Genomic DNA, 23,676 nt, shown 5'->3' on the forward strand with positions numbered 1-23,676 from the left:
CGGCCGGCTAACGCCGACCGCCGCCGCTCGCGCTAGCGGCTTTCGCGCTGCACGCCGCGCACGGCGGCGATGCGTTGCAATACCCTTCCGGAAGGTCTGTGAGAACTTTCGCTCTCAACATATACAGACTGTTTGTAGGACGTATTTTGAAACTGAAAGTTGAACTGTAACAGGATCTTAACATGAACCTGATTTATTCATAGGTTTGTGAAATACAACCATAGGCTCAATAGCGACACTAACTTCGCCATGCCGAATCAATACACCTTGATTTTGGCCAACTTATTCAGAGTCGGCGTCGCCAAATAGACCGAACGTATTTCAACACTTCGGCCAGGCCCGACCATTTAGTTGCTTTGGTCACATTTGCAAAATATCGTTCAACACATTGCCTATAAAGCCACTAAAAACTTGGCTTGAAGCTAAATGTAGGACGATTCGGTGCGCATGATGCGTGATCTTACCCGTAACATGGAGCAATTCAAAGCGCAAGGTTGCGATTGTCTTTCATGCGTCAAAAGGTATCAAAATGAGTTTGAATAGTTGAACGATGTTGTAAGCAACAGCACTGATCAAGGCCCTAGCAGCGTTCATCGTAAACGAGTGACTGTCAGTCTTGTCGAAAGCAAAACCGGCTTTCAATTCTTTGATCAGATCTTCGACTCTTCCGCGTTGACGATAGCGGGTGATCAATGTTTCACACGGAATCTTCGTATCATTAGTGACCAATAAAGACCAATAAAGTATGATCGTCCCAAAGAAAAGACTCAGCCTTACTTTCAGAATGCACGATCACGCGATAATTATCCGCCCAAGTTTTAACTTGATAGTCCAGTTCGTGGTCTTCACTTTGAAAATCAGTCGTCATCTCAGTGGCTTGAGTTGCCGTTGTGGTGAGTTCGTTAATGCGGTTATTCTTCTTCAGCCGGACAATAAATTTAACACTGCGCTTGGCACAGGCTGCATAAAACTCTGGCTTGGCAAAGCCTGAATCACCGCGGACTGTGATGTTCATATCAGGGCGTAAGGCTTTAAGATGATCAAGGATTGGGGCGATGAACGTATCAGCATCGCTACTGGTATAGACGTTACCCGGGCGCAACTGCGCACCTAGTAAAAGCCCGGTGGCATCATCAAAAACCAGCAGAGGGTGATAGCCATTAGCTGAATAATGACCATTATAGGTTGCGTGTTCTTGATGGCCGAAGGTATCCGAGTGTGTGGAGTCGATATCAAGGATCATTTCAGTGCGTGAAGGATCTTTAAGGACCACATCAGCCAGTTTCAGTAACAGGTTTTGGGTTTCAACCAGATTATCTTGAGTCAGGCTTGCGATGAAACGTGAAATAGAAGCTTGAGAGGCCACACCATACTCACCTAAAGCAATCCTAATAGCAGGATCCTGACGCCAAGTATTTGCCGCAGAGTCAGTGCAATAACCGGCAATCCGGAGCATAAGCGTAAATTCAAATAGATATACGAAAGAGATCTTGGCAAATTTTCGCTCATCATTAAAGAAAATCGTATTACGAATCAAGTTTTTGAGGTGGATCCGATTGGTAAATTAAATTGGTAGTATCATTCCAGCATCATTGGATAATTGTCCGGCGTCGTTGATAACAGATAAATGAGGATTGCATTGAAGTGAAGTTGCGCGTAGTCTAAGCATTGTGTTATGGCCTTCATATTGTTGGTTTTCAGCGACTCTACAATATCACAAGACCGCACCCAGTGGGTGAAAAACACAAAGCAGCGCAACTTCATGCCAGTCATGAGGTTGCGCTGTATTTTGTCGTGTTTAAGAATAATCCAGGCTAAATGTTCTCCCGCTCCGAAGTCTGTTATACTATGCTTTATCGTATAAATTTTAAATTTTAATGAATTTCTTTAGGGGGAATAGGTAATGCTATTTGTAAAGGATATGTTCGTGCTACTAGTCGCCGTTGAGGCATTGCTGATAATGCTTCTCGAGATGTTTGGCACCCAAACAAAAATGGCCCGTAAGGCTTTTGACTTGTCAAAAGGATATCTTGCCACCAAAGAAGCCAAATCATCGATGGCAAACCAAGGACTATATAATGGATTTATCGGTGTAGGCTTGTTATATGCTCGATATTGGCTCAGTGGTGGTGCCTCCTACCACGTTCAGATTTTATTCGTGGGTTTTGTCGTGCTTGCTGCCGCTTTTGGATCACTGACAGCTAACAAGAAAATCATATTTACACAGGGTAGTCCCGCAATCGTAGCGCTTTTTATGCTTATATTTGTACACTGATGTGCTCCTCATAGTAAGATAAACTTTGGCTCCTAGAGAAACGGTAAGAATCGTTAGATATGCCAGTTAATTCTGATGAGGATAAGCTATTGAAAGTATTATTGGCCTGCCATCCGGCGGGCTTTTTGATTGCAAAAAAATAAGCCCCATATAGGGACTAGGGTGTACTAATTGGTATGCACATGGTTGGTACACGTGACTACTCTGTGGTCTTTCATGACGTGCAAGTTATATGGGCCTCGCCTCTAGAATGAGTTATTATTGAGTGCCACGGGTGCTCAAAATATCGGTATAAAAGCATTTCTAGTTTTGGGCTTGTCACTGATTTGCACTGATTTTCAAACCTAGGTGATTATCTAAATAGCTAGGCAGACGCCAGCCAATTCATTATGAGGCGCTATTTTTAATTTTCAGAACGTCCCCACTCTGCTATACTTCTTTTCGTAACATAAAATTTGGAGGCATTCAAAATGATTAAAGAATTTAGAGACTTCATTATGCGTGGCAACGTTCTAGATCTTGCTGTAGGTGTCATTATTGGCGGTGCGTTCACCGCTGTTGTAACTTCCCTGACCAAAAACTTGATCAACCCAATTATTTCTATGTTTGTAGGTAAGGCTGATTTAAGTAAGCTATATTTTACAATTTTGAACGCAAAATTTACGTATGGCAGCTTTCTTAACGACGTCATTAACTTCTTGATCACTGCTTTTGTAGTCTTTATTATTGTCAAGACGGTTAATCGTATTATGCCGTCTAAAAAACCTGATGCTCCTGTTGTTTCGAAGGAAGAACTCTTACTTACACAGATTCGCGATTTACTGCGCAATTCACAATGAGCTATCGTAAGTAGTAAGAGGGAATAGATATCTTCGGCTTTCTTTTTGGCCTTAACTCCTGTATACTTACAATTAGTAACAAAGAATATATTTAATGGGAGGGATTTACATGCACTTCATTTGGTCACTAATTGTTGGCGCAATAATCGGTGCTATTGCTGGCGCTATTACAAGCAAAGGAAAATCGATGGGTTGGATTGCAAATATTATTGCTGGGCTCATCGGATCATCTATTGGTGAAGCACTACTCGGCCATTGGGGTCCTAAACTTGCTGGTATGGCAATGATTCCATCGATAGTTGGCGCAGTGATTGTCGTAGCGGTTGTATCATTCTTTGTTGGTAGATCTAAAGATTGATTGGAGGTCATATGCATGGATGCTTTAAAATCAATTTTTACATTTATGGTAGCCAGCACTTTGCTGGTTGGAGGAGCTCTGGTAGCTGGTACAATTTTGGCAGCCAAGGAAATAGATAAGGCTGGGGATAAATTGCAGGATTCGATTCATGACTAATGATATACGGGCCGTCTGTGATAGACACACGTTCGCAAAATCCTGCTGAAAGCGTAACTTTCAGCAGGATACGGTACGGTTGAGGTACGAGAAGACTTGATGCTACACACGGAAAAGGGTATCGTGGTTTAAGATGCATCGAAATTAACCCCAGCTCGGCATGTCAATTGGCATGCCGAGTTTTTTTACTCCCTCAATTGTCAAATCAAGTGCAACACTTTATAACCAATTCTTGTTAGTGGTATAGCTTATGCCATATTGGGGTAATAGTCGCAAGGACGAAACAAGCCCAGTGAGCGCCTTGGGCGATGATTCAACGCCGACTGTGCTGGCTGGATCTCATCAAGGGTTACGTTCTTGAATGACTTTCCTTTTGGGAAATACTCACGTAGAAGGCCATTAGCATTCTCATTTGATCCACGCTCCCAGGGTGAGTACGGATGATCAAAGTAAATCTTCGTGCCAGTCACGCGAGCCAAAGCCGAGAACTCTGAACCATTGTCGAACGTAATGGTATCTAACTCCCTGGCCCCATAAGAATCGATTGTCTCCTGAAGCGCCCGACGGCAGGTCTCAGCGTGGTAGTCAGGTAGCTTAACGATTATCTCAGTACGGGAGTACCGCTCTGTCAACGTCATCAGTGCTGGGTCACTTTCAACTCGCTTTCCCTTGACCAGGTCGCCCTCCCAGTGGCCGACTCCTAGACGGTCGTCAACGGCCTTTGGCCGATTCTCAATCGACTCACCGAGCTTATGCTTGTTAGTGCGAGCGTGGCGCAATCCTGGTCGCTTGATGCGACGCCGTAACTTGACGGGTAAATCTAGGTTGGTGATTGGGAGCAGACCTGCGTCAACCCTTGCTACAAGCGGACTATCACAAATGCAAGCTCGACAAAAACATAACTAAATATCTATTGCCCTTATGATGATATTTTAGCAAACGAGAAAAACTAGTCCGAAATCTCATCATAAGAGCAAGTGTGTTAATCAGTCCGTATTAGATAGTTTTCCGTCGACAATTTTGTAGACATTATCAGAAAACTCTCGCAGACGATCATCGTGCGTGACGATGACGACTGCTTTTTCCTCGTCATGCGCAATATTGGCAAAAAGTTGGCCAACTTCTTTGACACGTGCCGTATCTAAGGCTGCCGTAGGTTCATCGGCTAGGATGATCGCCGGGTCTGTATAAAACGCACGGGCAATTGCAACGCGCTGTTGTTGACCGCCAGACAATTCGCCAGGGTATTTGTTTAATAATTTTTGAATGCCTAGCGTTTCAATAATTTTGTCAAATCCATCTTGACTGAGGTTATTGTTAGGCTTTACCTGGTCAACAAGTTTGAATTGGTCTGCTACGGTTAAATATGGCACAAGATTGTACGCCTGCAAGACGAAACCGATTTGTTCAAGTCGTCTTTTTTCGGCTTCTTTGGTACTCAAATCACTGATATCGTGGCCATTCAAACGAACTGAGCCGTCTGTTGGTGTTTGTAACCCGCCTAAAATGGTTAGCAAGGTACTTTTACCAGATCCTGAAGGCCCAATGATAAGCGACACCTCACCAGCTTTAAACGCTAAACTGACGTCTTCTAGTGCCGTAACTAAATTGGTTTTCTGACCAAATTGTTTCGTCACGTGTTCAAGGGCTAGTTTTTCTTCACGCATCTTTTTAACCTCCAATTACTGATACCGGATCAATCTTACTAATCACACGAATCGGAATGATTGCACCCAGTAACCCGGTTACCATCAATCCGACCGCAATGAGTACCATCAATCCCCAATCAAATGCCATTGGTACGCTATCTGGAATCCCAAATTCAGTTAATGCCGATAGTACGGCACCAACGACGATACCAGTTGCCATGATAAAGAACGTCTCAAATAACGTATTTTGGGCCAAAAAAAGATTTGGAATGCCTTGTGCACGCAAAACTGCCAAGTTAGGCAATTTTTGAACCGTTAGAATGTAGAGGAAGATGGTAATCACAATCAATGAAATGACAATCAGGAATCCAATCATGAGACCAAACGTCGCTTTTTGCGGTGTATAACCTGGCAATTTATTGATAAAGGCTTGGTATGAATAAGTCTTTAATGCTTTATCATCGACCGATTGTGACGTTTTTGAAGCAACGACGCTACCCTGGAATTGATCTGACACGCCCTTAATGATACGCCATTGCGCTAACTCGCCATAAATAACAGGTGCGGTGTTATACGTGGCATTTTTCGCATAACCCACGATTTTATATTTCGTATCAGATAACCCAATCGAAATTTTATCCCCCATACCGTAAATATCCTTATCAACTGAGTCAGCGAGGACGACTTCGTTAGCTGCCTTTGGCAAGTTCCCCTTGGTTAATTGTAGGTTTTTAGCGATGTACTCGTCGTTATTCATCCCAACGAATTGTGCGGATTCACGTTTTCCGCCAATTTTCATATTAACTGGTGTAATGCCAAGTGTTGCGGTTTTGTCGTCGCTTAACTGATCAACCTGTTTCGTTGTCAGTAATGACTGTCCGGCATTACCATTAGCGTCTTTGGTCATTACAAACGACTTAGACTGCCAGCTGTCCACCGCTGCGGTGTTAGCTGTTGCCAGCCCGAGCGCCAGGGCACTTAAAATGAAAATCAAATAACTGATTAAGACGACGACTGTTAGAATCAAGCCGTACCGTAGTTTTTCTTTTTTAATCTCTCTAATTGCTAAAAACATTTGTTCCTCCTGTATTTGTTGAAGTTCAACAAACTTACTATACACAAGCATACATGATATTATGATGAGATTACAAAATGATTTTTCTAGGATGTGTCTTCAAACTATCTAGTCATTAACACTATTGACGCAGCGTAAACAAATGTTCGGAACACATATGACGTCTTATCGTAGCAAGTAGCTACCCGTCTAACATGTTTAAGCCGATTAAAGAAACACTCAATTGAATGTCTTTCTTTATATATCCACCAGTCTACTGACCATGGTTCTCGATTATTCTCTTTTGGTGGGATTGTATACTTTCCGCCTTGGCTCGTGATGAATTCTCGAATTGCTTTACCACCGTATGCTTTATCGGCAACGACATTAACCCCAGTCAACTGAATGGTTTTCAATAATTCAAGCGCTACGGGACCGTCATGACGATTGCCTTCTGTTAACATAAATTTAACCGGGTTTCCCAATGCATCGACCAGCGCATGTATCTTAGTTGAATTACCACCAACGGAACAACCAATATTATTGCTTTCAAGTTTAGGACCGCTTTGTTTAGCACCGGCACTATGCTGATGCGCAATAACAGCCGTCGAATCAATATGCAGGTATTCCATATCCGCGTCCTAGCGAAGCGCGCGGAAGATACATTCCAATACACCATCGCGGCCCCAGCGGGAAAGCCGTGTATAAACCGACTTTCATGGTCCAAATCGTGCAGGTAAATCACGCCAAGGCGCACCAGTCCGATTGATCCACAGAATCGCATTTAACATGGTCCGATTATCTCGTAATATTGGACGACATGTACTTTATGGTGGAAATAATGACTCGATCTGGGTCCATTGCTCATCAGCGATCTCATAGCGATGAGTAAGCATCACAATCAGCCCTTTACTCCAACATATCAGATTCAGGCCGTTTCGTACAACTAGTAGGCAATTCGCGAATATTTTTGAGTTTGAAGACACATCTTAATTTATATTGTTAACTTGATGTGGCTTTGATTACGGTTACACAGTTTAATCATACCAAACTTCCACCGTTTATTCCACTTGTATAACAATGTGTTCAAACGTAACCTAAAAACAGACGCTCCATGTGTTCGACTGAAAAACTGGTTATTCAGTATAAGTCCAAAAGGCGCAACAGCACCCACGACTTGAACGGCATCGATTGAAAGCCGCAAACCAAACACGCTTGCGGCCATCTAACAATTTAAGGACCTGCTTCAAAAAATCAAAACTATAGACATTCGCAAAGGATAAAGAACTGGAAGCTTGTTTGCCACGAAATTTAATTCACAAAGAGTAGCCATGTTACGGATAGCGTATACAAAAATGCCGCAAAGCATCCGAAAGGTTTGGCTCCATCCTAATTTTGGAAAATGATGGGTGGCTTCATCGGTAGATCACCGTTAAGCACCTCTAATAGGCTCTTGTCGATGTCGCGCTAACCCGGCATGGCAGTTCTGAATGTACCCGCTTATATCTGTGCACAAAGCTACCAACGCTGCGGATTCGAGGAGACACTATGAGCACCACCATAAGCTCTGCGTAGGATTCTGAGCACTGCTCTAAGTGTGTGCCTGGACAACACACAGCACGGTTCTTCTCGTATACGGCAACACCGGTTTCGGCAAAGTAACGCTGGTAGTGTCTGCCAGCACCACGGATCTGTTCGGTATTGCCACGCCTGAGTTCACTGCTAACTGTAAACTTATTGCGATAAATCTGCTCGGCGGTTTGAGCGATGACGAAAGCAGCTTGATGGAGTGCTTGAAGCTTCCCCCGTTCGTCTAAACTGAGTTATTGATGTTGTCCTGTCGTGCTAATCTGAGAGTGGGCCATGATGGCTCCTTTCTTATATGCATAAGGTGCTTATAAGAAAGGAGTCATCATGACCTTTTTGGTCTAGTCTATAAGCTTTTGCACTTCAAGTTAAAATCGGAGTTACAAGAAGCCTGAACTCAGTATAACGTTTTGCTAGTTAAAAAAAGAAGCCAACAACGCTTCTCTTTTTTCGTGGGGTGGCACGTTTGTGGCACATTCCATCAGCACATTATATAATATTGATTTAGCAAAGTGTCCTAAAGGGCGGTTTACACCGCGATTCTAAATTTCATTCGTTTGAGACGTTTATTTCCCGGGCAATTTTTAAAGTTTCCGGACTGGTCACCCGCAAGCCATCAACCCGCTGCTCCAGGATCCCGGCCTGCTCGCAAGCCGCGGTGATATCGGAACCGGCGCCGTGCACGATGATAAGTTGATTATTGCTCTGCAACTGATGCAACTGATCAAGCAGTGCGGCTGGCATGTTTTTGGCCATGTCGCCGCCGATTTTGATAAGAATTGTCGCCATGTGAAGAACCTCCAAAAGGGTGGTAGTTTACGGTGCAAAGTACGTAAATGCTCAGCTTCTAACCGCTGTACTCCGCTCTGTGTCTTAGTCGAGCTGCGGGAGGTAGAAGCTTGCGGCTAACCGACTTTTGGAACAATGCCAAAGCCCGGCATCTTCCAAAAGTTCGTTAGTCCTCAGCTTCTGAGCACCTCCCTCCGCTCTGTCAACTGCTGTACGCCGCATTGATGTGGACGTATTCGTAGGTGAGATCTGCACCCCAAGCCTGGCCTGCGCTGTCGCCAACGCCCAAATCAATTGCGATTTTGACGGTATCGGGAGTCATTGCCTGCTGGACAGCGGGTAAGCTTAAGTCTTGCGGCTGCCCCTTGATCACCATCGGCACCTTATTAATACTAATGCTGAGCGCACTAGCGGCTAGCTGGACATCAGTATTCCCGAGGGCATCGATGATGCGGCCCCAGTTTGGGTCTTGACCGAACATTGCGGCCTTGACCAGGTTAGAACCGATAACCGCTTTGGCCGCCATTCGCGCCTGCAGGGCGTCCGCCGCCCCGGTGACGTCGGCCTCAAGGAGCTTGGTCGCACCCTCACCGTCACCAGCAATTTGCTTGGCCATTTCCTCCATGACTGCATGCAGAGCCGTAGTGAACTCAGCCAGGCCATTATCTATGGTAATTTCTGCCGCGCCAGATTGCCCGTTAGCCATGACCAAAACCATGTCGTTGGTGCTGGTGTCGCCATCGACCGTAATCTGGTTGAAGGTGCTCTCGACGTGCGCGGACAAAAGTTGCTGCAACAATTGCCCGTCAATTTTGGCGTCGGTGGTGATGAAACAGAGCATCGTACCCATGTTGGGGTGAATCATGCCAGAGCCTTTTGCCACGCCACTGATGGTGCAAACCGTGCCGTTTATTTTAAACTGCAAGGAGATGGTCTTGCTGTGGGTATCAGTGGTCATAATTGCCTGGGCAAACTCTGCGGTATCAGTCAGCTGCAGCTTGGTCAGCCCGGCCTTGATTTTGGGCATATCCAGCTGGTGACCAATAATGCCGGTGGACGCTACCCCAACCAGCTCGGGCGCAATGTTCAGCTGCGTTGCTACCAGCTGCTGCTCCTCAGCGGCATTCGCAGCCCCTTTGGATCCAGTGTAAGAGTTGGCATTCGCAGAATTAGCGACGATTGCTTGCAGTTGGTGCTGCTGCTTAATAGTTGCTTTGGTTAACTGGACTGGTGCCGCCTGAAACTGGTTTCGTGTGTACACCCCCGCCGCAGCTGCCGGCACGCTGGAAACGATCCAGCCGAGATCTGGCTTGGTAGGGTTGTGCCGCAAGTGGGCGTGCACTCCATCACTGCTGAAACCTTTAGGCCAAGTAAACGGAATTGTATTCATTAGCATATCGTTTCTCCTTTACAACGCCGCGCCAAGAACGTTCTGTTAGCGGCGTTCAACTTATGGTGCCTAGTCGAGCTCCACGGGACTGCCTCTGAAACTTTTGCAACTTGTTGCCATTAATACAATCGACATTGGAGTGGCACAGCCACGGAGAGTTTCAAGGACACCGGAGGGAAGCTTCCGCTCTGTTTGCTAAATCAATGCTGGCTGCAACGGAATTGCCGTTGTCTCTGGGTAGCCAAACATCTGGTTGAAGTTCTGCAGCGCTTGCCCAGCTGCACCCTTGAGCAGGTTATCGATCACACTGATTACCGTGACCACCTGGGTATCAGGGTTGTAAAGCCAGCCAATTGCATCCAAATTGCTGTAGTTAACATCCCGCAGTGTAGGCAAGTCCGCTCCGGCTAGGTGCACGCAAGGGGCATCTGCATACGTGCTCTTGAAAGCTGCCGTTAGCTTTGCATTAACAGTGCCTGCGCCCTGTGTCGTCAGCTCAGGTTGCACCTTTGCGTAAATGGAGCTCATGATGCCCCGGGCTACCGGCAGCAAACTCGTCGTGAACTGCAACGCCGTTACGTTGTGATCCCAGGCTTGCAGCTGCTGAACGATTTCGGGAATGTGCTGGTGCTTGTTGGCCTTGTATACGGAAAAGTTCTCATCAGCGTTAGCAAAATGCGTGCTCGGCGCGAGCTTCTTCCCCGCGCCCGTGGTTCCGGACTTGGCATCAACAATAATGGTCTGCACATCGATCAACTTTTGCTGAACTAATGGCGCCAGCCCCAGTAAAGTTGCCGTGGCGTAGCAGCCCGGGTTGGCGACGTACGAACTGAGCTTAGGCGTGAATTCGGCTAAACCGTATGTAGCCTGGGCTAGGTCTGCGGCGGCAGCTGGCTCCTTGTGGTACCACTTGCTATAGGCCGCGGGATCCTTCAGGCGCATGTCCCCAGACAAATCGATCACCGGAAACTTAGCGGCGATGAACTCGCCTGCAAGCTTGGCCGTGACGCCAGCCGAGGTGGCGAAGAATACGCAATCGTTCTCCGCCATTAATTTATGCACGTTTAATGCATAAATCATCGGGTCGGTTGGTGTACGTAGGTACGGCAGCACCGCGGATAAGTGAATGTTTACCTCTGAATGCCCGTATAAATTAATTTCATCCACGGCCGGATGCTGGCATAACAATTGATATAGAACCGTTCCGCTATAACCGGTAACACCCACTAAAGCTACTTTCATCCCGTCGTCTTCCTTTGCATGTTTATTCAATGGGTCTATATTAAGCCAAGCCGAATTAATATGCAACAATTACACAAAAAAAGCGTCCAGACAATTGTCCAAACGCTTTATTTAGTAGTTATTTTGGGTCATGTTCCTGATGCCACGCCGCAATCTGAGCGACTCGTTGCGCCCAGCGTGCCTCACTGCCCTGCTGGGTCGGGTGGTAGTAATGCTTGCCAATCAGATTGTCCGGCATCGTCTGCATGGTGGTCAGCTTATCCGGTGCGTCTTGGGCGTACTGATAATTCTTACCGTAACCCTCGTCCTTCATTAGCTTGGTCACCCCGTTGCGAATCTGGAGTGGTACCGGTTCGGCCATGGTGTGTTCAGCATCCGCCTTAGCGGAGAAGTACGCATCGTATGCCGCTGAGCTCTTAGGTGCCAGTGCCAAATAGGTCGTGCAGTGGGCCAGATTGGCCTGACATTCAGGCATCCCCAGAAATTGGCAGGCCTGAAACGCCGCCACGGCCACTTCCAACGCGCGTGAGTCCGCCATCCCGACGTCCTCACTGGCAAACTGAACTTCTCGCCGGGCAACGTAAAGTGGATCTTCACCCGCCGTCAGCATGCGACTGAGCCAGTACAGCGCCGCGTCCACGTCGGAATTGCGCATCGACTTGTGCAACGCGGAAATGAGGTTGTAGTGTTCTTCGCCATCTTTGTCGTAGAGGAGTGCCTTCTTGCCCATGATCTGGCTGAGGTCGTCCGCGGTCACCACGGTCACGTCATCCTTGACGCGGCCGTTCGTAACCGCCATTTCCAGCGTATTCAGGGCGGTCCGGGCATCCCCGTTAGCGTAACTGGCAATTTTGTGCAACAGGTCGGCGTCAATTTGGACCTTGATGTCGCCAAAACCCTGCGGTGCGGTAAGCGCGCGGTGCATCTGCGCCACCAATTCGTCCTCAGTCAACGCGTGTAGCACGAACACCCGCAACCGGGACAGCAGCGCCGAGTTGATCTCAAACGACGGGTTCTCGGTCGTTGCACCGATCAGGATGATACTGCCGCGCTCAACGTAGGGCAAAAATGCGTCCTGTTGGGCCTTGTTGAAGCGGTGGATTTCGTCTACGAACACAATCGTCTTGCGCCCCGCCGCCCGGTCATCCTCGGCGTCTTGCATCACCGTGCGGATGTCCTTGATGCCGCTGTTCACAGCCGAGAAGGTGACAAAGCGGGCCTTGGTTTCGTTCGCAATGATTTGGGCCAGGGTGGTTTTGCCCACACCTGGCGGGCCCCAAAGAATCATTGAGCTGATTTGATCATTTTTGATCAAGTTGTAGAGCACTCGCCCCTCACCAACCAGATTGGTCTGGCCGGCAAACTCGGCAAGGGTCCGCGGCCGCATCCGGCTGGCTAGCGGCTGATAGCCACTAGTGGGGGCCTGCTTGGGCTCCGGATCGTCGAATAATGATTCCTGCCGCATGCTAATCGTCCTTTCTAATATTCATACCGTGCGTCATGCATAATGTCCGCCGCCGTCAGCAACAGGCTCCCATCCGGAAGCGGTGCAAAATGGTTCTGCAAGAACACTTCCCGATCAGCGTCCGTAACGATGTGCACCGCCTGCAATCGCTTGAGGCCGAGCTCGTGCACCGCAAAGCCAAGCATCCGCGGCACCACCTCCGCCAGCGCAGCAGTGTCACTGTCCGGCATGCTCGCCACGGCAATCGTCGCGGCCGAGTCATCCGGCAGGAAGTTATCAAAGCTGAGTGTCGCTACCAGGGCCCCATCGTGCCAGTCACTAACGGCGTAAAGCAAAGCCTGGTCGCTCAGCACTCGCGCCATGGCGCGGTTCACATAATGTGCACTCGTCTCGATCGTGGTATCAATTGCCCGGTTTTGCGCCGCGGCGATGCGGGCATCACTACGCAGGGCGTAGATTTCCTTTAGCTTCACGCTGGTGAGCCAGTCGAGGGTGTAGTGCCGCGTCATGAAGGGGCGGTAACGTTCAAATTTCTGCATTATTTTGGGGATCCTTTCCGCTGCGTTTACTAACTTAAGTTTAGCACAACTGGATTTTGCTGCCGATCTGCGCCCGAATTTCGGTCTGCTTACATTATAGGTAATTTACACCTGCACACACAAAAAGCCGCAGCCTCCGAAGAGGCCGCGGCTTAAAATGAATTTGTTAATTTTTAAAGCACCGCCAGGATGACGAAGTTCAAAATGAAGCCCAGCGTTGCGATTGCGAGAATCGGGTGAATTTCCTTAGCCTTCCCCTGCACGAGCTTGATCAGGCAGTAGAAGATGAAGCCGGCCGCAATCCCGTAAGAGATGTTGTAGATAAGCCCCATGACGATGGACGCCATGAATGCCGGAATTGCTTCGGTGAGGTCAGACCAATCAATTTCCTTAAGGGAGCTGGCCATCATGACCCCAACAAGGATCAGCGCAGGCGCGGTGGCCTGGGTTGGCACGATGCTAATGATTGGCGCGAAGATGCTGGAAATCAGGAACATAACGGCGACGGTCACGGCGGTCAAACCGGTGCGGCCACCAGCACCAATCCCGGCAGCACTTTCAACATAGGTCGTCGTATTGGACGTCCCGAAGATGGCACCGATGGAAGTAGCAATGGAATCAGCGAACAGGGCCTTGTCGAGCCGGGTGGAGAAGCCGCTGCTGGTTTCCAGTTTCTTCATATCATCATCGGAGAAAATACCGGTCCGCCGGCCAGTGCCGATGAAGGTTCCGAGCGTGTCAAAAGTATCGGAGAAGCAAAATGCGAAGATGGTCATCAGTGACAGGATAATGTGACTGCTGTCAGTGAACAAGGTTGGCATCCCTTTTGGCCCGAATGCGGCGCCAAAGGTAGTGCCAAGCTGTGCGAATGAATTGCCTAGTGATGCAGAAGATGAGAAGTGCAGGCTGGTAACACCCATCGGGATCCCGACGAGGGTGGTTAGCACGATCCCAATCAGGACGGCACCTGGTACCTTCTTGATGGTGAGAATAACCATGATGACCAAGCCAATGAGTGCAAGGAGCGCACCGGAATTGGCGAAGTTGGTTAATGCGGGGACGATGCCACCACCAGTGACAACTGAATCGACCCCGTGCTTGAGGTTAGCGGCTTGGCCGGCTTGGAAGGCCTTACCGTTGACTGACAAAATATCAGAGGTATCGGAAGTGAACTGCAGGAAACCGGCGTTCTTCAGCCCGATGTAACCAACAAAGACCCCGATCCCCCCGCCGATCGCGTGTTGCAACATCTCGGGGATAGCAACGATGATCAGCTTCCGGATTTTGGTGACGGTAATGAAGATGTTAAACAGCCCGCAGATGAAAACCAATGCGAGGGCCTGCTGCCAGGTGTAACCGAGTGCAAACACAACCGTATAGGTGAAGAATGCGTTCAGGCCCATGCCTGGTGCCAGGGCGTAGGGAACGTTAGCGAAGAGCCCCATGACGAGCGAGCCGATTGCCGACGCGATGATCGTGGCGATGAAGACCGCCTGTGAAGGCATCCCCGTTTGGGAAAGTACTTGCGGATTAACAAATAGAATGTATGACATTGCGAAGAACGTGGTCATTCCGGCCATTATTTCTGTGGGAACGTTGGTTTTGTTCGCCTTTAGTTGAAATAGTTTGTCCATGATGTGCTCCTCATTGATTTGATAAGCACAGTTTACAAACATTAGCGGGCATATGCAAGCATAATGTGCGTGATTTTCGATAAAAAGACGAACATTGCGCCGCACAAAATGACACAATGGCCGGTTTAACACTTATTTGGAACTTTAAAATAATTTAAAGCATTTTTGTACGTAAAAAGGAGCCACAGTAGCAACCGAAGCTCCTTAAAAAAACGTTAATTTAGATAAACACGAACATTATCGTGACCACACAAGCAGGCACTGCTAGCGTAAAACTCCAACTGCCCGCTTCAAGAAGTCGTTGATCGCCGCAACTTCATCGTCGGTGTACTGATCGAGAAGGCGCTGCTCCTGTTCGTGAACGATACCCCGCATTTTGCGATGCGCCGTCCCAATCAGCTGGCCGTTCTTGGTCACGGCGTAGTGCACCGCCTTCAGGTTGTCTTCTTGTTTATAGGACGTCAGCAAGTCCAACTTGATCAGCCGCCGGGCATTCTGCGAAATTGCCCCTTTGGAAACTTGCAGAACCTCCCGCAAGGCAGCTGGCGTTGTCCCTGGGTGTTCGGTGACATAGTCGAGGAACATCTGCCCAACTGGAGCCACCTTGCAGACGGTCCGTTGCAGGTTTTTTGGCACGTTGTCCAGCACCATGCGGCCGGCAAGATCGGAATGGCTATCACTGCGCAGTCGTCCCATTGAATCATCGATTGCGTCCACCAGCTTATCTTCAGTCATTACATTTCACCGCCCATCGCACTGATTATACAGTAAAACTAGAACTTAGCAGCGGCCTTCTTGGCCCGGGCGCACGCATCAGCAACCAATTCATCGCGCCGGTCAGGGTAAGTATCAGCACCTTCAGCGTAAATCCCGGTGAAGTCCTCAACCCCCATGTACTTCATCTGGGCGCGAACGTATGGTGCGGCAAAATCTTCGTCAGGCAGTGCGGTGACGTCTTGGTTCTGGTAGAAACCACCAGCAGCCTGAATGTGCGCGGCCTTCTTGCCCTGCAGCATCCCCACTGCACCCTGTGCGGTGTAGCGGAAGGTTGCGTGGGGCACTTCGATCACGTCGAAGTACTGCTTGAGTTCAGCAGGAACGCCGTGGTTGTACATTGGGTTAACAAACAGGTACTTGTCAGCAGACAGGAACTCAGCGAGTAACTTGTTGGAGGGCTCGAGCATCTTCTTCTGCTCAGCAGGCAGGTCGTCAGGCTTAGTACCGGAAATCAGTGCGTCCCATGCTGGGAAGGTACTGTTGTTAATTGGGGGAACTGGTGCGGCAAAGAGATCGCGAACGACAACTTCATCGTCTGGGTGGTCCTGCTTGTATTCTTTAACGAATGCGTCCATGACCTTAAGGGAAATGGACCGTGGTGCTGGCTCTGGGTGGGCTTTGATAACGAGTAATTTCATGTTTTACTTACCTCTTTCGTTTTTTGTTTACTGCTAAACTATAGCCTAAGAGTTGCATTCTGTAAAGTACACATTTTAACTTTAGCGAAATTTAGCAATTATCTTACACTAGTTGCAGTGGTATTTAGTATGCGAACAGTCTCGCTAGTACACATAAAAAGGGTGTGCAGCTTAACAGCGACACACCCTTTAAAATTAATCTATTAATAATCGTAGTTTACTTAGTAGCTTCGGCCTTGGCCTGAACCTCGTTCTTCGCCTGACCATCGTTAATGAAGCCCATGAGGTTCTCCATTGAGAATTCAACCATGTTCCGCACCGCAGTGGCGGTGAAGTAAGCAATGTGGGGACTGAGGACGACGTTTGGCATCTGCATCATTTCGTCCCAGACTGGGTCGTTCAAACTACCCTTCTTCTCCAGGTTAAGCAGATCTTGTTCCTCAAACTCAAAGGTATCGATGCCGGCACCAGCAACCTTGCCGCTCCGCAGGTTATCAAGCAGAGCCTTCGTGTCGATCAAGTTACCGCGCGCGGTGTTAACAATGATGACCCCTTGCTTCATTTTGGCAAAGGAGTCGGCATTGATCATGTGCGTGTTTTGCGGTAAGCCGGGTACGTGCAAGTCAATGATGTCACTGTTTGCGAGCAGCTCGTCCAGACTGACGTAATCGTAGTCGCTGTCTGCAACTGGGTACGGATCATAGCACAAAACTTTGGCTCCGAACCCGCGGAAAATGCGGATGGCTTCGCGGCCGATTCGCCCAGTACCAACGACCCCAACGGTAGACTGGCCAATTTCACGGCCCATGTAGTGCATCGCGCCGTTGTAATCATTGTCCCGCAGGTGCTGTTCGACCTGGCCCAAGTTCCGGGCCAGGTGCATTGTTAAAGTAACTGCGAACTCAGCGATAGCGCTTGGTGAGTACGCAGGCACATTGCTGACGCGAACGCCAGCTGCGGCCGCACCCTCAAGGTCGATGTTGTCCAAACCGACATTCCGGATGGACAGGAATTTAATGCCCATGTCTGCCATTTTCTGGAACAAGGCGGCCGAATATGGCACCGTCTGCAGGCAGGTAATACCTTTAACACCCGCGGCCTTTGCCACGGTGTCTTCATTCAGGGTTTCAGTGAAAATCAGCATTTCATTGCCGGTCCGCTTTGCCCACTCCTGCAGGAACGGTCCTTCATCAACACGGGTACCAAAAGATGCTAGTTTCATAAAATAATCCTCCTATAGTCTTCGTTAATCCGTGACTCTGAATACTGGAGCCTATTACCAGTATCCGCCAACACACTAGAAATACACTGCGTTGCGGATTAACGACTCAGTGTATTTTACTGTGCTTACTTTAATACTTAGTGCAGCCCGTTTCCGGTGCCAACCCGGTTTGCGGGTGTGCTACCACTACTAAAATTGTACACGTTTGCCGGCCTCTAAATCCAGTAGTTTCTGCTTCATCGTTGTGCCGCCGCGGTATTGACCCAGGCCGCCCGCCTTGGGAACGACCCGGTGACAGGGCTGCACAATCAGCAGCGGATTGCTTGCCACCGCGTGTGCGATGGCGCGCACGGCCCGGGGTTTACCCACCCGTGTGGCTAACTCCGAGTAGGTCCAGGTTTGCCCATAAGGAATTTGCCGCAGCTGTGCATAGACTTGTTTTTGGAATGGCGTGCCAAAAACTGCATACAATTGTGGCGCTAATTGTTGCTGCCAGCCACTGAGCAAAGCCGCGACACCTTGCGTGATTGCGGTTGGCAGCGCGGCCGGGACTAGCGTGTCAGCGGCAGTTAGTCGCAGCAAATGCCGCGCCACACCCAGATCATCCTGCGGGCCACCCACAAATACCAGCCGCTCGTCCGCAAGCACTAGTAAATAAGCTCCATATTTTTGCTGTAAATAGCCATATTGGTAGTTCATTGATTCGACCTCCCACCCTACGTGCCCATACTGTTAATAGCCAATATCATTATAGCATTCTGTCACGAACATTCGTTCGCAAAACGGCAGCAAGAAAAAATACCATATGTCACTCTATAAATGCATATCCGCACTTAAATTTAATTTTTAGTTAGGGGGAGCGGAAATCAGCAAAATATGGTAAGCTAAAGGTTCGATAGATGTAAGCGAACGGAGTCGGCGGGCCCTTGAATTTTGCACCTAACTGCCATTATTGCAGGGGCCGGTAGTGAAGCTTGTGCCGAAATACTGCAGCCGGGCTCCGCATCACTCATACGGACAAACTATGGAGGAACATTTTCATGAAAATTTGCGTTTTAGCAGGCGGGCGGAGCACCGAACGGAACGTGTCTCTTTCCAGTGGGACACGCATTACCAAGGCACTGCGGACCAAGGGACACGATGCAACCCTCATTGACCTGTTTCTCGGTTACGACCTTTCCGGCGTCACCGACATCAACACAGTTTTCCAAGATGCCAACATCCCCGATAGCATGGCTATTAGTGACGCCGTGTTAACGGATGATGATATCAATGCCCTGCGCACTGATGGCAGCACCCAGCTTTTCGGACCTGGCGTTCTTGAAATCGCCAAGGCGGCCGACATCGTTTACCTCGCCCTACACGGTGGTGACGGTGAAAACGGCAAGGTGCAAGCCTACCTGGATCTCAACAACATTCGTTACACCGGTAGCGGCGCCCTCGCTTCCGGGATCACGATGAACAAGGTCATCAGCAAGAAGATCATGCTCCAGAGTGATATTCCAACGGCCGCGTTCAAAGAAGTACTGCGGGTCGATGGTCCGCAGCAGGTGATGCCCTTTGGGTTCCCAATGATCGTTAAGCCAACGAGCGGTGGTAGTTCCGTCGGCATGACGATTGCGCAGAACCAGGCGGAGCTGGAAGCCGGCCTCAAGGAAGCCTTCCGCTTTGACCCTTCTGCCATCGTTGAGCAGTACATCACCGGCCGCGAATTCTCCCTTGGGGTGGTCAACGGCCATGCACTGCCCGCAATTGAGATCAAAGTGCACGACGGCTGGTATGACTTCGAGCACAAGTTCCAGCCCGGCCACACCGACTTCGTGACTCCACCAGATTTGGATACCGAGACCCACAAGCGGATGCAGGACATCGCTATCCGCACGATGGACGTTCTGGAACTGCAAAATTACGCCCGCATGGACTTCCTGCTGGATGAGGACAACAACCTCTTCGTCATTGAAGCCAACAACCTGCCCGGCATGACCCCGCTTAGCCTCCTGCCCCAAGAAGCAGAGGCTGACGGCACCAGCTATGAGGATTTAGTTGACGCCATCGTCGCCGGCAAAATCGCCCTCTATGATCAGGGCATGAACAACTAATATCCGTTAGAAATGACCCGCCAGTATGAGATACGCTGACGGGCCATTTTGCTGTCTAACGCTTCTCAACTTGCTGACAGCTTTTCCGGACAGTTAGTGTACAATGGTGCTAAATAATTACCCTTGGCAAACGGAGGCGACAACATGACCATCGAACTTTTACCGGCCCGGCCCAAACTCGCGGCGGAACTGTACGCCGTAGTTGCCGGCAGCCGTGACTACATCAACAAGTGGCTACCTTGGGCAGAAGATACCCAGAGTGTTGCAGATGAAGAACACTTTTTGCAACACATGGAGGAGCAGGCCGTGGCCCGCAAAACGTACATGTTCGCCATCCGTGCTGACGGCACAGTTGTTGGCGCAATTGACTTGCACAATATCGATGCGGCCAACCACCATGCTGAAATGGGCTACTTCTTAGGCGAAGAAGCCACTGGCAAGGGCATCATCCACCAGGCGCTAGGGCAAATCGAGCGTTTCGGTTTCGGTGAATTGGCCTTGAACAAGATCACTATCCTCGCCGCCACCGCCAACCAACCCAGCCGCCACGTCGCTGAGCGCGCGCACTACCACCTCGATGGGATTTTGCGCGCCGAGTTACTACTACACAACAAGTACATCGACTGCGCGGTGTACTCGAAACTAGCGACAGAGGCATAAGCATATCGCTATAAACCACTAACAGCCACCGGGCACTTCATTGCCGGTGGCTGTTTTGCGTCTATTTTGATTCCAGCCAGCGCCCATAAATCGTCAGCCAGTGCAGTAATTCCAGCTTTCTGACGGTGCCTAAACCCGGAAAGTGCTGCGTTGCCCCCAACCTGAGCAACTCGTCCGTGGCGCTGGTCTGTGCGGCGGGATGCACTCCTAACCATGCCCTGAGCGGGGCCACCGCCTCCAGGAACTTGGCGCCCGGATCGCTGAAATCATCATTATTGACGGAAACCAAATGGCGAATGCGGAGGCAACCATGTTCCACGTGTAACAAATGCAGGGCAATTGCGCGCTGCGGGTACCCATGCTCGTCGTAGTAGGCAGTAGCTAGCGGGTAATCGGCAACCCCTACCCCGGGTAAAAAGCGCAGCGGGTACTGGTAGAGCTCATCCTGCAGGGTGGCGTACTCCGCGGTGTAGTCACGGGTCGGAAAATGGTCCGCCAAATAGATTGCAGGGGCGTGGTGCAGCACCCGAACGCGCGCAACATCAGGTACCACGGCCAGCTGGCCCACCGACAGAAGCCCCACCTGGGCTTTGTTTTGGGTCAGCAGCATCGCGGCCTGCGCATCACTACCGTCAAAATAGCGGGCAAACTGCACCGGCTGGGGCAACGGCGTCGGTAAGGGGTAACGCGGCTGCGCGAGTAAACCGTACTGACCGACCTGCGGATTCTGAATCACAAATAAGGGGTGCTGCGCCTTAGCAAACGCCGCCACCACCCGTGGCAACACGGCGATGTCCTTCACTGGCTCGATAATGGGGATAATCTGCGGACTCAGCCCCGCCTGCATTGATGAGATCAAGGCCAGCAAATCATACTGGCGCCCGCGAATCAGGGGATAGTAATTCATTTTGTAGCCCCTGTTAGCCCGAGCTTAAGCAGTGCCATTTCGCCCGTCAGTGCATCGACTTCCTCCTGCAACGCCGTGGTGGTCGTGTCTGTAACGTCAGCAATAAATTGGTCATACAGATTATTTTCCGGGTGGTAGACATCATAACTAGCGCTCCGCTTACGCAATTCCTTGAGCAATTGTTCGTCACTGTACTGCGCGAGACCTTTTGCCACCCGCTTGGCCTTTTGCACCTCCCGATTGAGGCTGCCAATGAAGCGCAGCAGCAACTGCTCATCACTGATCTGTAATTCTTGATACCGAGCCGGCTTGACGATTGTCAGGGCCCCCGGCGTAGTGACTGGCACCACTGCCGCCGCGATGGCTTCCGGAGAAAAAGCCCGGTAGGTCATCACCCCGATATGCGCCGGAATTTCCACCTGCACCTTGGGATACAACTTGGCAGGTAAAACAAAATAATTGTAATTGCCCACAAAACTCAGCTTGGCTGCACTGTGAAAATCACTTTTGGTCACCTTGAGCTCAAAGCAGCGCCAGGTCCGCGCATCATCCACCGCCGTCTGCATGACCAGCGTGTCCACAATCCCCGCGTCATCGGGAAGACTGACCTCCTCAACGGCAGTCGCGCCCTGTTCTTCCCAATACGCGTAGAGTGTCTTTTCCAAATCTAAGGTCAGCTGCGTTTTGCTCATGTACTTGCCTCCAAAATAACTAATTGTCAGCCTCATTATACGAACGAGCGTTCCTGAGCACAATGGTCTAGCATTTGTTCCACGTGAAACATGCGGCGCAACCAACGTCATCTGCAAACAAAATTGGTTAAGTCCATTGACACCGTGTCACTATTGATTATAGTTAAGTGCATCAGTACGTTGACACGGTGTCACCATATCAAGAAAGGAGTTAGCCATGGTTCTTTCCACTTTCGAACACATTCCGCCCGCAAAACAAGACCGGGTACGCCAGGCCTTACTCAACGAATTTTCCCACTATTCCCTCGCCCAAGCGCAGGTGGCCCGGATTGTTAAGGATGCGGGCATCGCGCGCGGAGCATTTTACAAATACTTCGCTGACCTAACTGATGCTTACAACTATGTTTTTGCTGAGGCCATGCGCACGTTGCACCAGCGCCTGCCCCAAAGGCCAACGCTAACTAATAGCGACCAATATATTGATGCAATCAAGCAGTTGTTGCTTGCGGCCGATGAGGCGGGCTACCGGCAATTATTCACGATGCACTACCGCTACAACGAAGCCTGCCTCGGCAATCAGCCCAGCAGCATCGTTAGCGGCGCTGACGGCCCCACCCAATGGGCGATGACCATCTTGTACCACCAGACCGTTCGCGACATCATTTTGGACCCGGACAGCATGGACCAGCGCCTCGCCCAACTGCGTAGCGCTTTGCAAAATCAGTAACTATTAAGGAGAGATGCCACATGTTCCTAGCCCTCAAAGAAATCAAAAAGGAAAAATTCCGCTCGAGCCTGATTGTCGCCATGATTGTTTTAATCGGCTACCTGATCTTCATTCTCACCAGTCTGGCGCTCGGATTGGCGCAGCAAAACACTGACGCCATCAACTCGTGGGGGATCAGCCGTATCACGCTGAACGCCAACGCTAACGTCGACATGCGCCAGTCATTCTTGACCAAGGAGCAGGTCGGCAAGCTCAGCAGCAAGGAAGCCGTGATCGGCGAAACCTCCGTTGTCGCAAAAGCCAAGCACCACAAGGCCCTCTCGGCAGTTTTCCTTGGCCTCAAGAAGCAGCAATTCATCTACAAGAACATTAAGCTGGAAAGCGGCCGCAACGCGCACAGCAGTCACGAAGTCGTCGTCGATACCGCGTTTAAGAATTCTGGTTACAAGCTTGGCAGCAAGTTCAAACTGAACGACGACAAAAAGAAGTACACCATTGTTGGTTTCACCGACAAGGCCAAGCTGAACATCGCCCCCGTCGTTTATGGCCAACTGCAAACTTGGAAGAGCCTGCGCGGCATCATGATGGGCCCAGTTGCCTCCGCCGTTGTGTCGAAGAACGCAAACTACAAGACCAAGCAAAGTGGCGCCAAAACCTACAGCAAGCAACAGGTGATTCAAAAGCTACCCGGTTACCAGGCGCAAAATAGTACCTTCGTCATGATGATCGGCTTCCTGATGGTCATCTCGCTCATCATTATCGCCGTGTTCATGTACATTTTGACCATGCAAAAGCTGCCCAATTACGCGGTCCTACGCGCTCAGGGCATCCCCAGTCGGGTCCTGGTCGGCGCAACGGTCGCGCAATCCGTCCTGCTGGTAGTTAGTGGCCTTATTATTGGGGTCTACACTTTCTGGTGTTGGAGAAATCCAACGCTAAGAGTGTAGGCCCCTTTTAAATGACAAAATAATAGGGCA

24 protein-coding genes and 2 pseudogenes are annotated in these 23,676 nt (G+C 49.7%); 8 read left to right on the top strand and 18 right to left on the bottom strand.

What is annotated here, in order from left to right; genetic code table 11:
- Positions 1–507: 507 nt before the first annotated feature.
- Positions 508–729: a transposase gene (locus GN107_RS11500; protein ID WP_196246334.1), complete on the bottom strand. Its 222-nt coding sequence runs from the start codon at positions 727–729 to the stop codon at positions 508–510.
- The gene (locus GN107_RS10610) at positions 719–1,552 is read right to left on the bottom strand and encodes an IS1380 family transposase (RefSeq protein WP_127849655.1); all 834 of its coding nucleotides are present in this window, start codon (positions 1,550–1,552) and stop codon (positions 719–721) included. Before GN107_RS10610 ends, GN107_RS11500 begins: the two co-directional genes overlap by 11 nt.
- Positions 1,553–1,903: 351 nt before the next feature.
- Here GN107_RS10610 and GN107_RS10615 point away from each other — a divergent pair, with 351 nt between their 5' ends.
- The 4 genes from GN107_RS10615 to GN107_RS11335 all read left to right on the top strand — a co-directional run bounded on the left by GN107_RS10615 (position 1,904) and on the right by GN107_RS11335 (position 3,628).
- Positions 1,904–2,275: a DUF1304 domain-containing protein gene (locus GN107_RS10615; protein ID WP_125572534.1), complete on the top strand. Its 372-nt coding sequence runs from the start codon at positions 1,904–1,906 to the stop codon at positions 2,273–2,275.
- Positions 2,276–2,745: 470 nt separating this feature from the next.
- A complete protein-coding gene (gene mscL, locus GN107_RS10620) occupies positions 2,746–3,114 on the top strand; it encodes a large-conductance mechanosensitive channel protein MscL (protein ID WP_124974717.1) in 369 nt (122 codons plus the stop codon).
- A gap of 109 nt (positions 3,115–3,223) precedes the next feature.
- Entirely contained in the window at positions 3,224–3,472 is a 249-nt protein-coding gene (locus tag GN107_RS10625) for a GlsB/YeaQ/YmgE family stress response membrane protein (RefSeq protein WP_124974719.1), read from the top strand.
- A gap of 15 nt (positions 3,473–3,487) precedes the next feature.
- Complete coding sequence (locus GN107_RS11335; protein WP_164507541.1) at positions 3,488–3,628, top strand: hypothetical protein; 141 nt, start codon at positions 3,488–3,490, stop codon at positions 3,626–3,628.
- Positions 3,629–3,876: 248 nt separating this feature from the next.
- Here the strand turns inward: GN107_RS11335 and GN107_RS10630 are convergent.
- From GN107_RS10630 to GN107_RS10695, 14 genes and pseudogenes are all read right to left on the bottom strand, one after another.
- Positions 3,877–4,500 (bottom strand): annotated as a pseudogene (locus GN107_RS10630) (IS30 family transposase); the annotation flags it as partial.
- A 114-nt stretch (positions 4,501–4,614) separates the two neighbouring features.
- Positions 4,615–5,295 (bottom strand): ABC transporter ATP-binding protein, encoded by a 681-nt coding sequence (locus tag GN107_RS10635; protein ID WP_124974721.1) that lies wholly within the window; start codon positions 5,293–5,295, stop codon positions 4,615–4,617.
- Positions 5,296–5,299: 4 nt separating this feature from the next.
- Complete coding sequence (locus GN107_RS10640) at positions 5,300–6,352, bottom strand: ABC transporter permease (RefSeq protein WP_124974723.1); 1,053 nt, start codon at positions 6,350–6,352, stop codon at positions 5,300–5,302.
- 104 nt (positions 6,353–6,456) lie between these two features.
- Positions 6,457–7,227 (bottom strand): annotated as a pseudogene (locus tag GN107_RS10645) (IS5 family transposase).
- Between the two features lie 1,240 nt (positions 7,228–8,467).
- Positions 8,468–8,707, bottom strand: a complete 240-nt coding sequence (locus GN107_RS10650) for an amino acid kinase family protein (RefSeq protein WP_155287854.1) — start codon at positions 8,705–8,707, stop codon at positions 8,468–8,470.
- 202 nt (positions 8,708–8,909) lie between these two features.
- On the bottom strand, positions 8,910–10,097 hold the full coding sequence (gene argJ, locus GN107_RS10655) for a bifunctional glutamate N-acetyltransferase/amino-acid acetyltransferase ArgJ (protein WP_155287855.1): 1,188 nt from the start codon (positions 10,095–10,097) through the stop codon (positions 8,910–8,912).
- Positions 10,098–10,292: 195 nt separating this feature from the next.
- Positions 10,293–11,339, bottom strand: coding sequence for an N-acetyl-gamma-glutamyl-phosphate reductase (gene argC, locus GN107_RS10660; protein WP_155287853.1), 1,047 nt, complete (start codon positions 11,337–11,339; stop codon positions 10,293–10,295).
- Between the two features lie 118 nt (positions 11,340–11,457).
- Entirely contained in the window at positions 11,458–12,804 is a 1,347-nt protein-coding gene (locus tag GN107_RS10665; RefSeq protein WP_155287852.1) for a replication-associated recombination protein A, read from the bottom strand.
- Between the two features lie 14 nt (positions 12,805–12,818).
- Positions 12,819–13,343, bottom strand: a complete 525-nt coding sequence (locus GN107_RS10670) for a hypothetical protein (RefSeq protein WP_155287851.1) — start codon at positions 13,341–13,343, stop codon at positions 12,819–12,821.
- A gap of 173 nt (positions 13,344–13,516) precedes the next feature.
- A complete protein-coding gene (locus GN107_RS10675; RefSeq protein WP_155287850.1) occupies positions 13,517–14,977 on the bottom strand; it encodes an NCS2 family permease in 1,461 nt (486 codons plus the stop codon).
- A 264-nt stretch (positions 14,978–15,241) separates the two neighbouring features.
- The gene (locus GN107_RS10680; RefSeq protein ID WP_155287849.1) at positions 15,242–15,712 is read right to left on the bottom strand and encodes a MarR family transcriptional regulator; all 471 of its coding nucleotides are present in this window, start codon (positions 15,710–15,712) and stop codon (positions 15,242–15,244) included.
- Between the two features lie 38 nt (positions 15,713–15,750).
- Positions 15,751–16,392, bottom strand: a complete 642-nt coding sequence (locus GN107_RS10685) for an FMN-dependent NADH-azoreductase (RefSeq protein ID WP_155287848.1) — start codon at positions 16,390–16,392, stop codon at positions 15,751–15,753.
- A gap of 217 nt (positions 16,393–16,609) precedes the next feature.
- On the bottom strand, positions 16,610–17,614 hold the full coding sequence (locus tag GN107_RS10690; RefSeq protein WP_155287847.1) for a D-2-hydroxyacid dehydrogenase: 1,005 nt from the start codon (positions 17,612–17,614) through the stop codon (positions 16,610–16,612).
- 189 nt (positions 17,615–17,803) lie between these two features.
- A complete protein-coding gene (locus GN107_RS10695) occupies positions 17,804–18,313 on the bottom strand; it encodes a methylated-DNA--[protein]-cysteine S-methyltransferase (RefSeq protein ID WP_155287846.1) in 510 nt (169 codons plus the stop codon).
- A gap of 341 nt (positions 18,314–18,654) precedes the next feature.
- Between GN107_RS10695 and GN107_RS10700 the strand changes: the two genes are divergently transcribed.
- Positions 18,655–19,713, top strand: a complete 1,059-nt coding sequence (locus GN107_RS10700; protein ID WP_155287845.1) for a D-alanine--D-alanine ligase family protein — start codon at positions 18,655–18,657, stop codon at positions 19,711–19,713.
- A gap of 144 nt (positions 19,714–19,857) precedes the next feature.
- Complete coding sequence (locus GN107_RS10705) at positions 19,858–20,373, top strand: GNAT family N-acetyltransferase (protein WP_155287844.1); 516 nt, start codon at positions 19,858–19,860, stop codon at positions 20,371–20,373.
- A 61-nt stretch (positions 20,374–20,434) separates the two neighbouring features.
- On the opposite strand, the gene GN107_RS10710 is transcribed toward GN107_RS10705, so the two are convergent.
- Positions 20,435–21,280, bottom strand: a complete 846-nt coding sequence (locus GN107_RS10710) for a sce7725 family protein (RefSeq protein WP_155287843.1) — start codon at positions 21,278–21,280, stop codon at positions 20,435–20,437.
- Positions 21,277–21,972, bottom strand: a complete 696-nt coding sequence (locus GN107_RS10715) for a hypothetical protein (RefSeq protein ID WP_155287842.1) — start codon at positions 21,970–21,972, stop codon at positions 21,277–21,279. The genes GN107_RS10710 and GN107_RS10715 overlap by 4 nt, the downstream gene beginning before the upstream one ends.
- A gap of 217 nt (positions 21,973–22,189) precedes the next feature.
- Between GN107_RS10715 and GN107_RS10720 the strand changes: the two genes are divergently transcribed.
- Both GN107_RS10720 and GN107_RS10725 read left to right on the top strand, forming a co-directional pair.
- Positions 22,190–22,699 (top strand): TetR/AcrR family transcriptional regulator, encoded by a 510-nt coding sequence (locus tag GN107_RS10720; RefSeq protein ID WP_155287841.1) that lies wholly within the window; start codon positions 22,190–22,192, stop codon positions 22,697–22,699.
- A 20-nt stretch (positions 22,700–22,719) separates the two neighbouring features.
- Complete coding sequence (locus GN107_RS10725) at positions 22,720–23,646, top strand: ABC transporter permease family protein (RefSeq protein WP_230678610.1); 927 nt, start codon at positions 22,720–22,722, stop codon at positions 23,644–23,646.
- Positions 23,647–23,676: the final 30 nt, after the last annotated feature.

The organism is Lacticaseibacillus zhaodongensis (assembly GCF_009687905.1).
Lineage (GTDB): Bacteria > Bacillota > Bacilli > Lactobacillales > Lactobacillaceae > Lacticaseibacillus > Lacticaseibacillus zhaodongensis.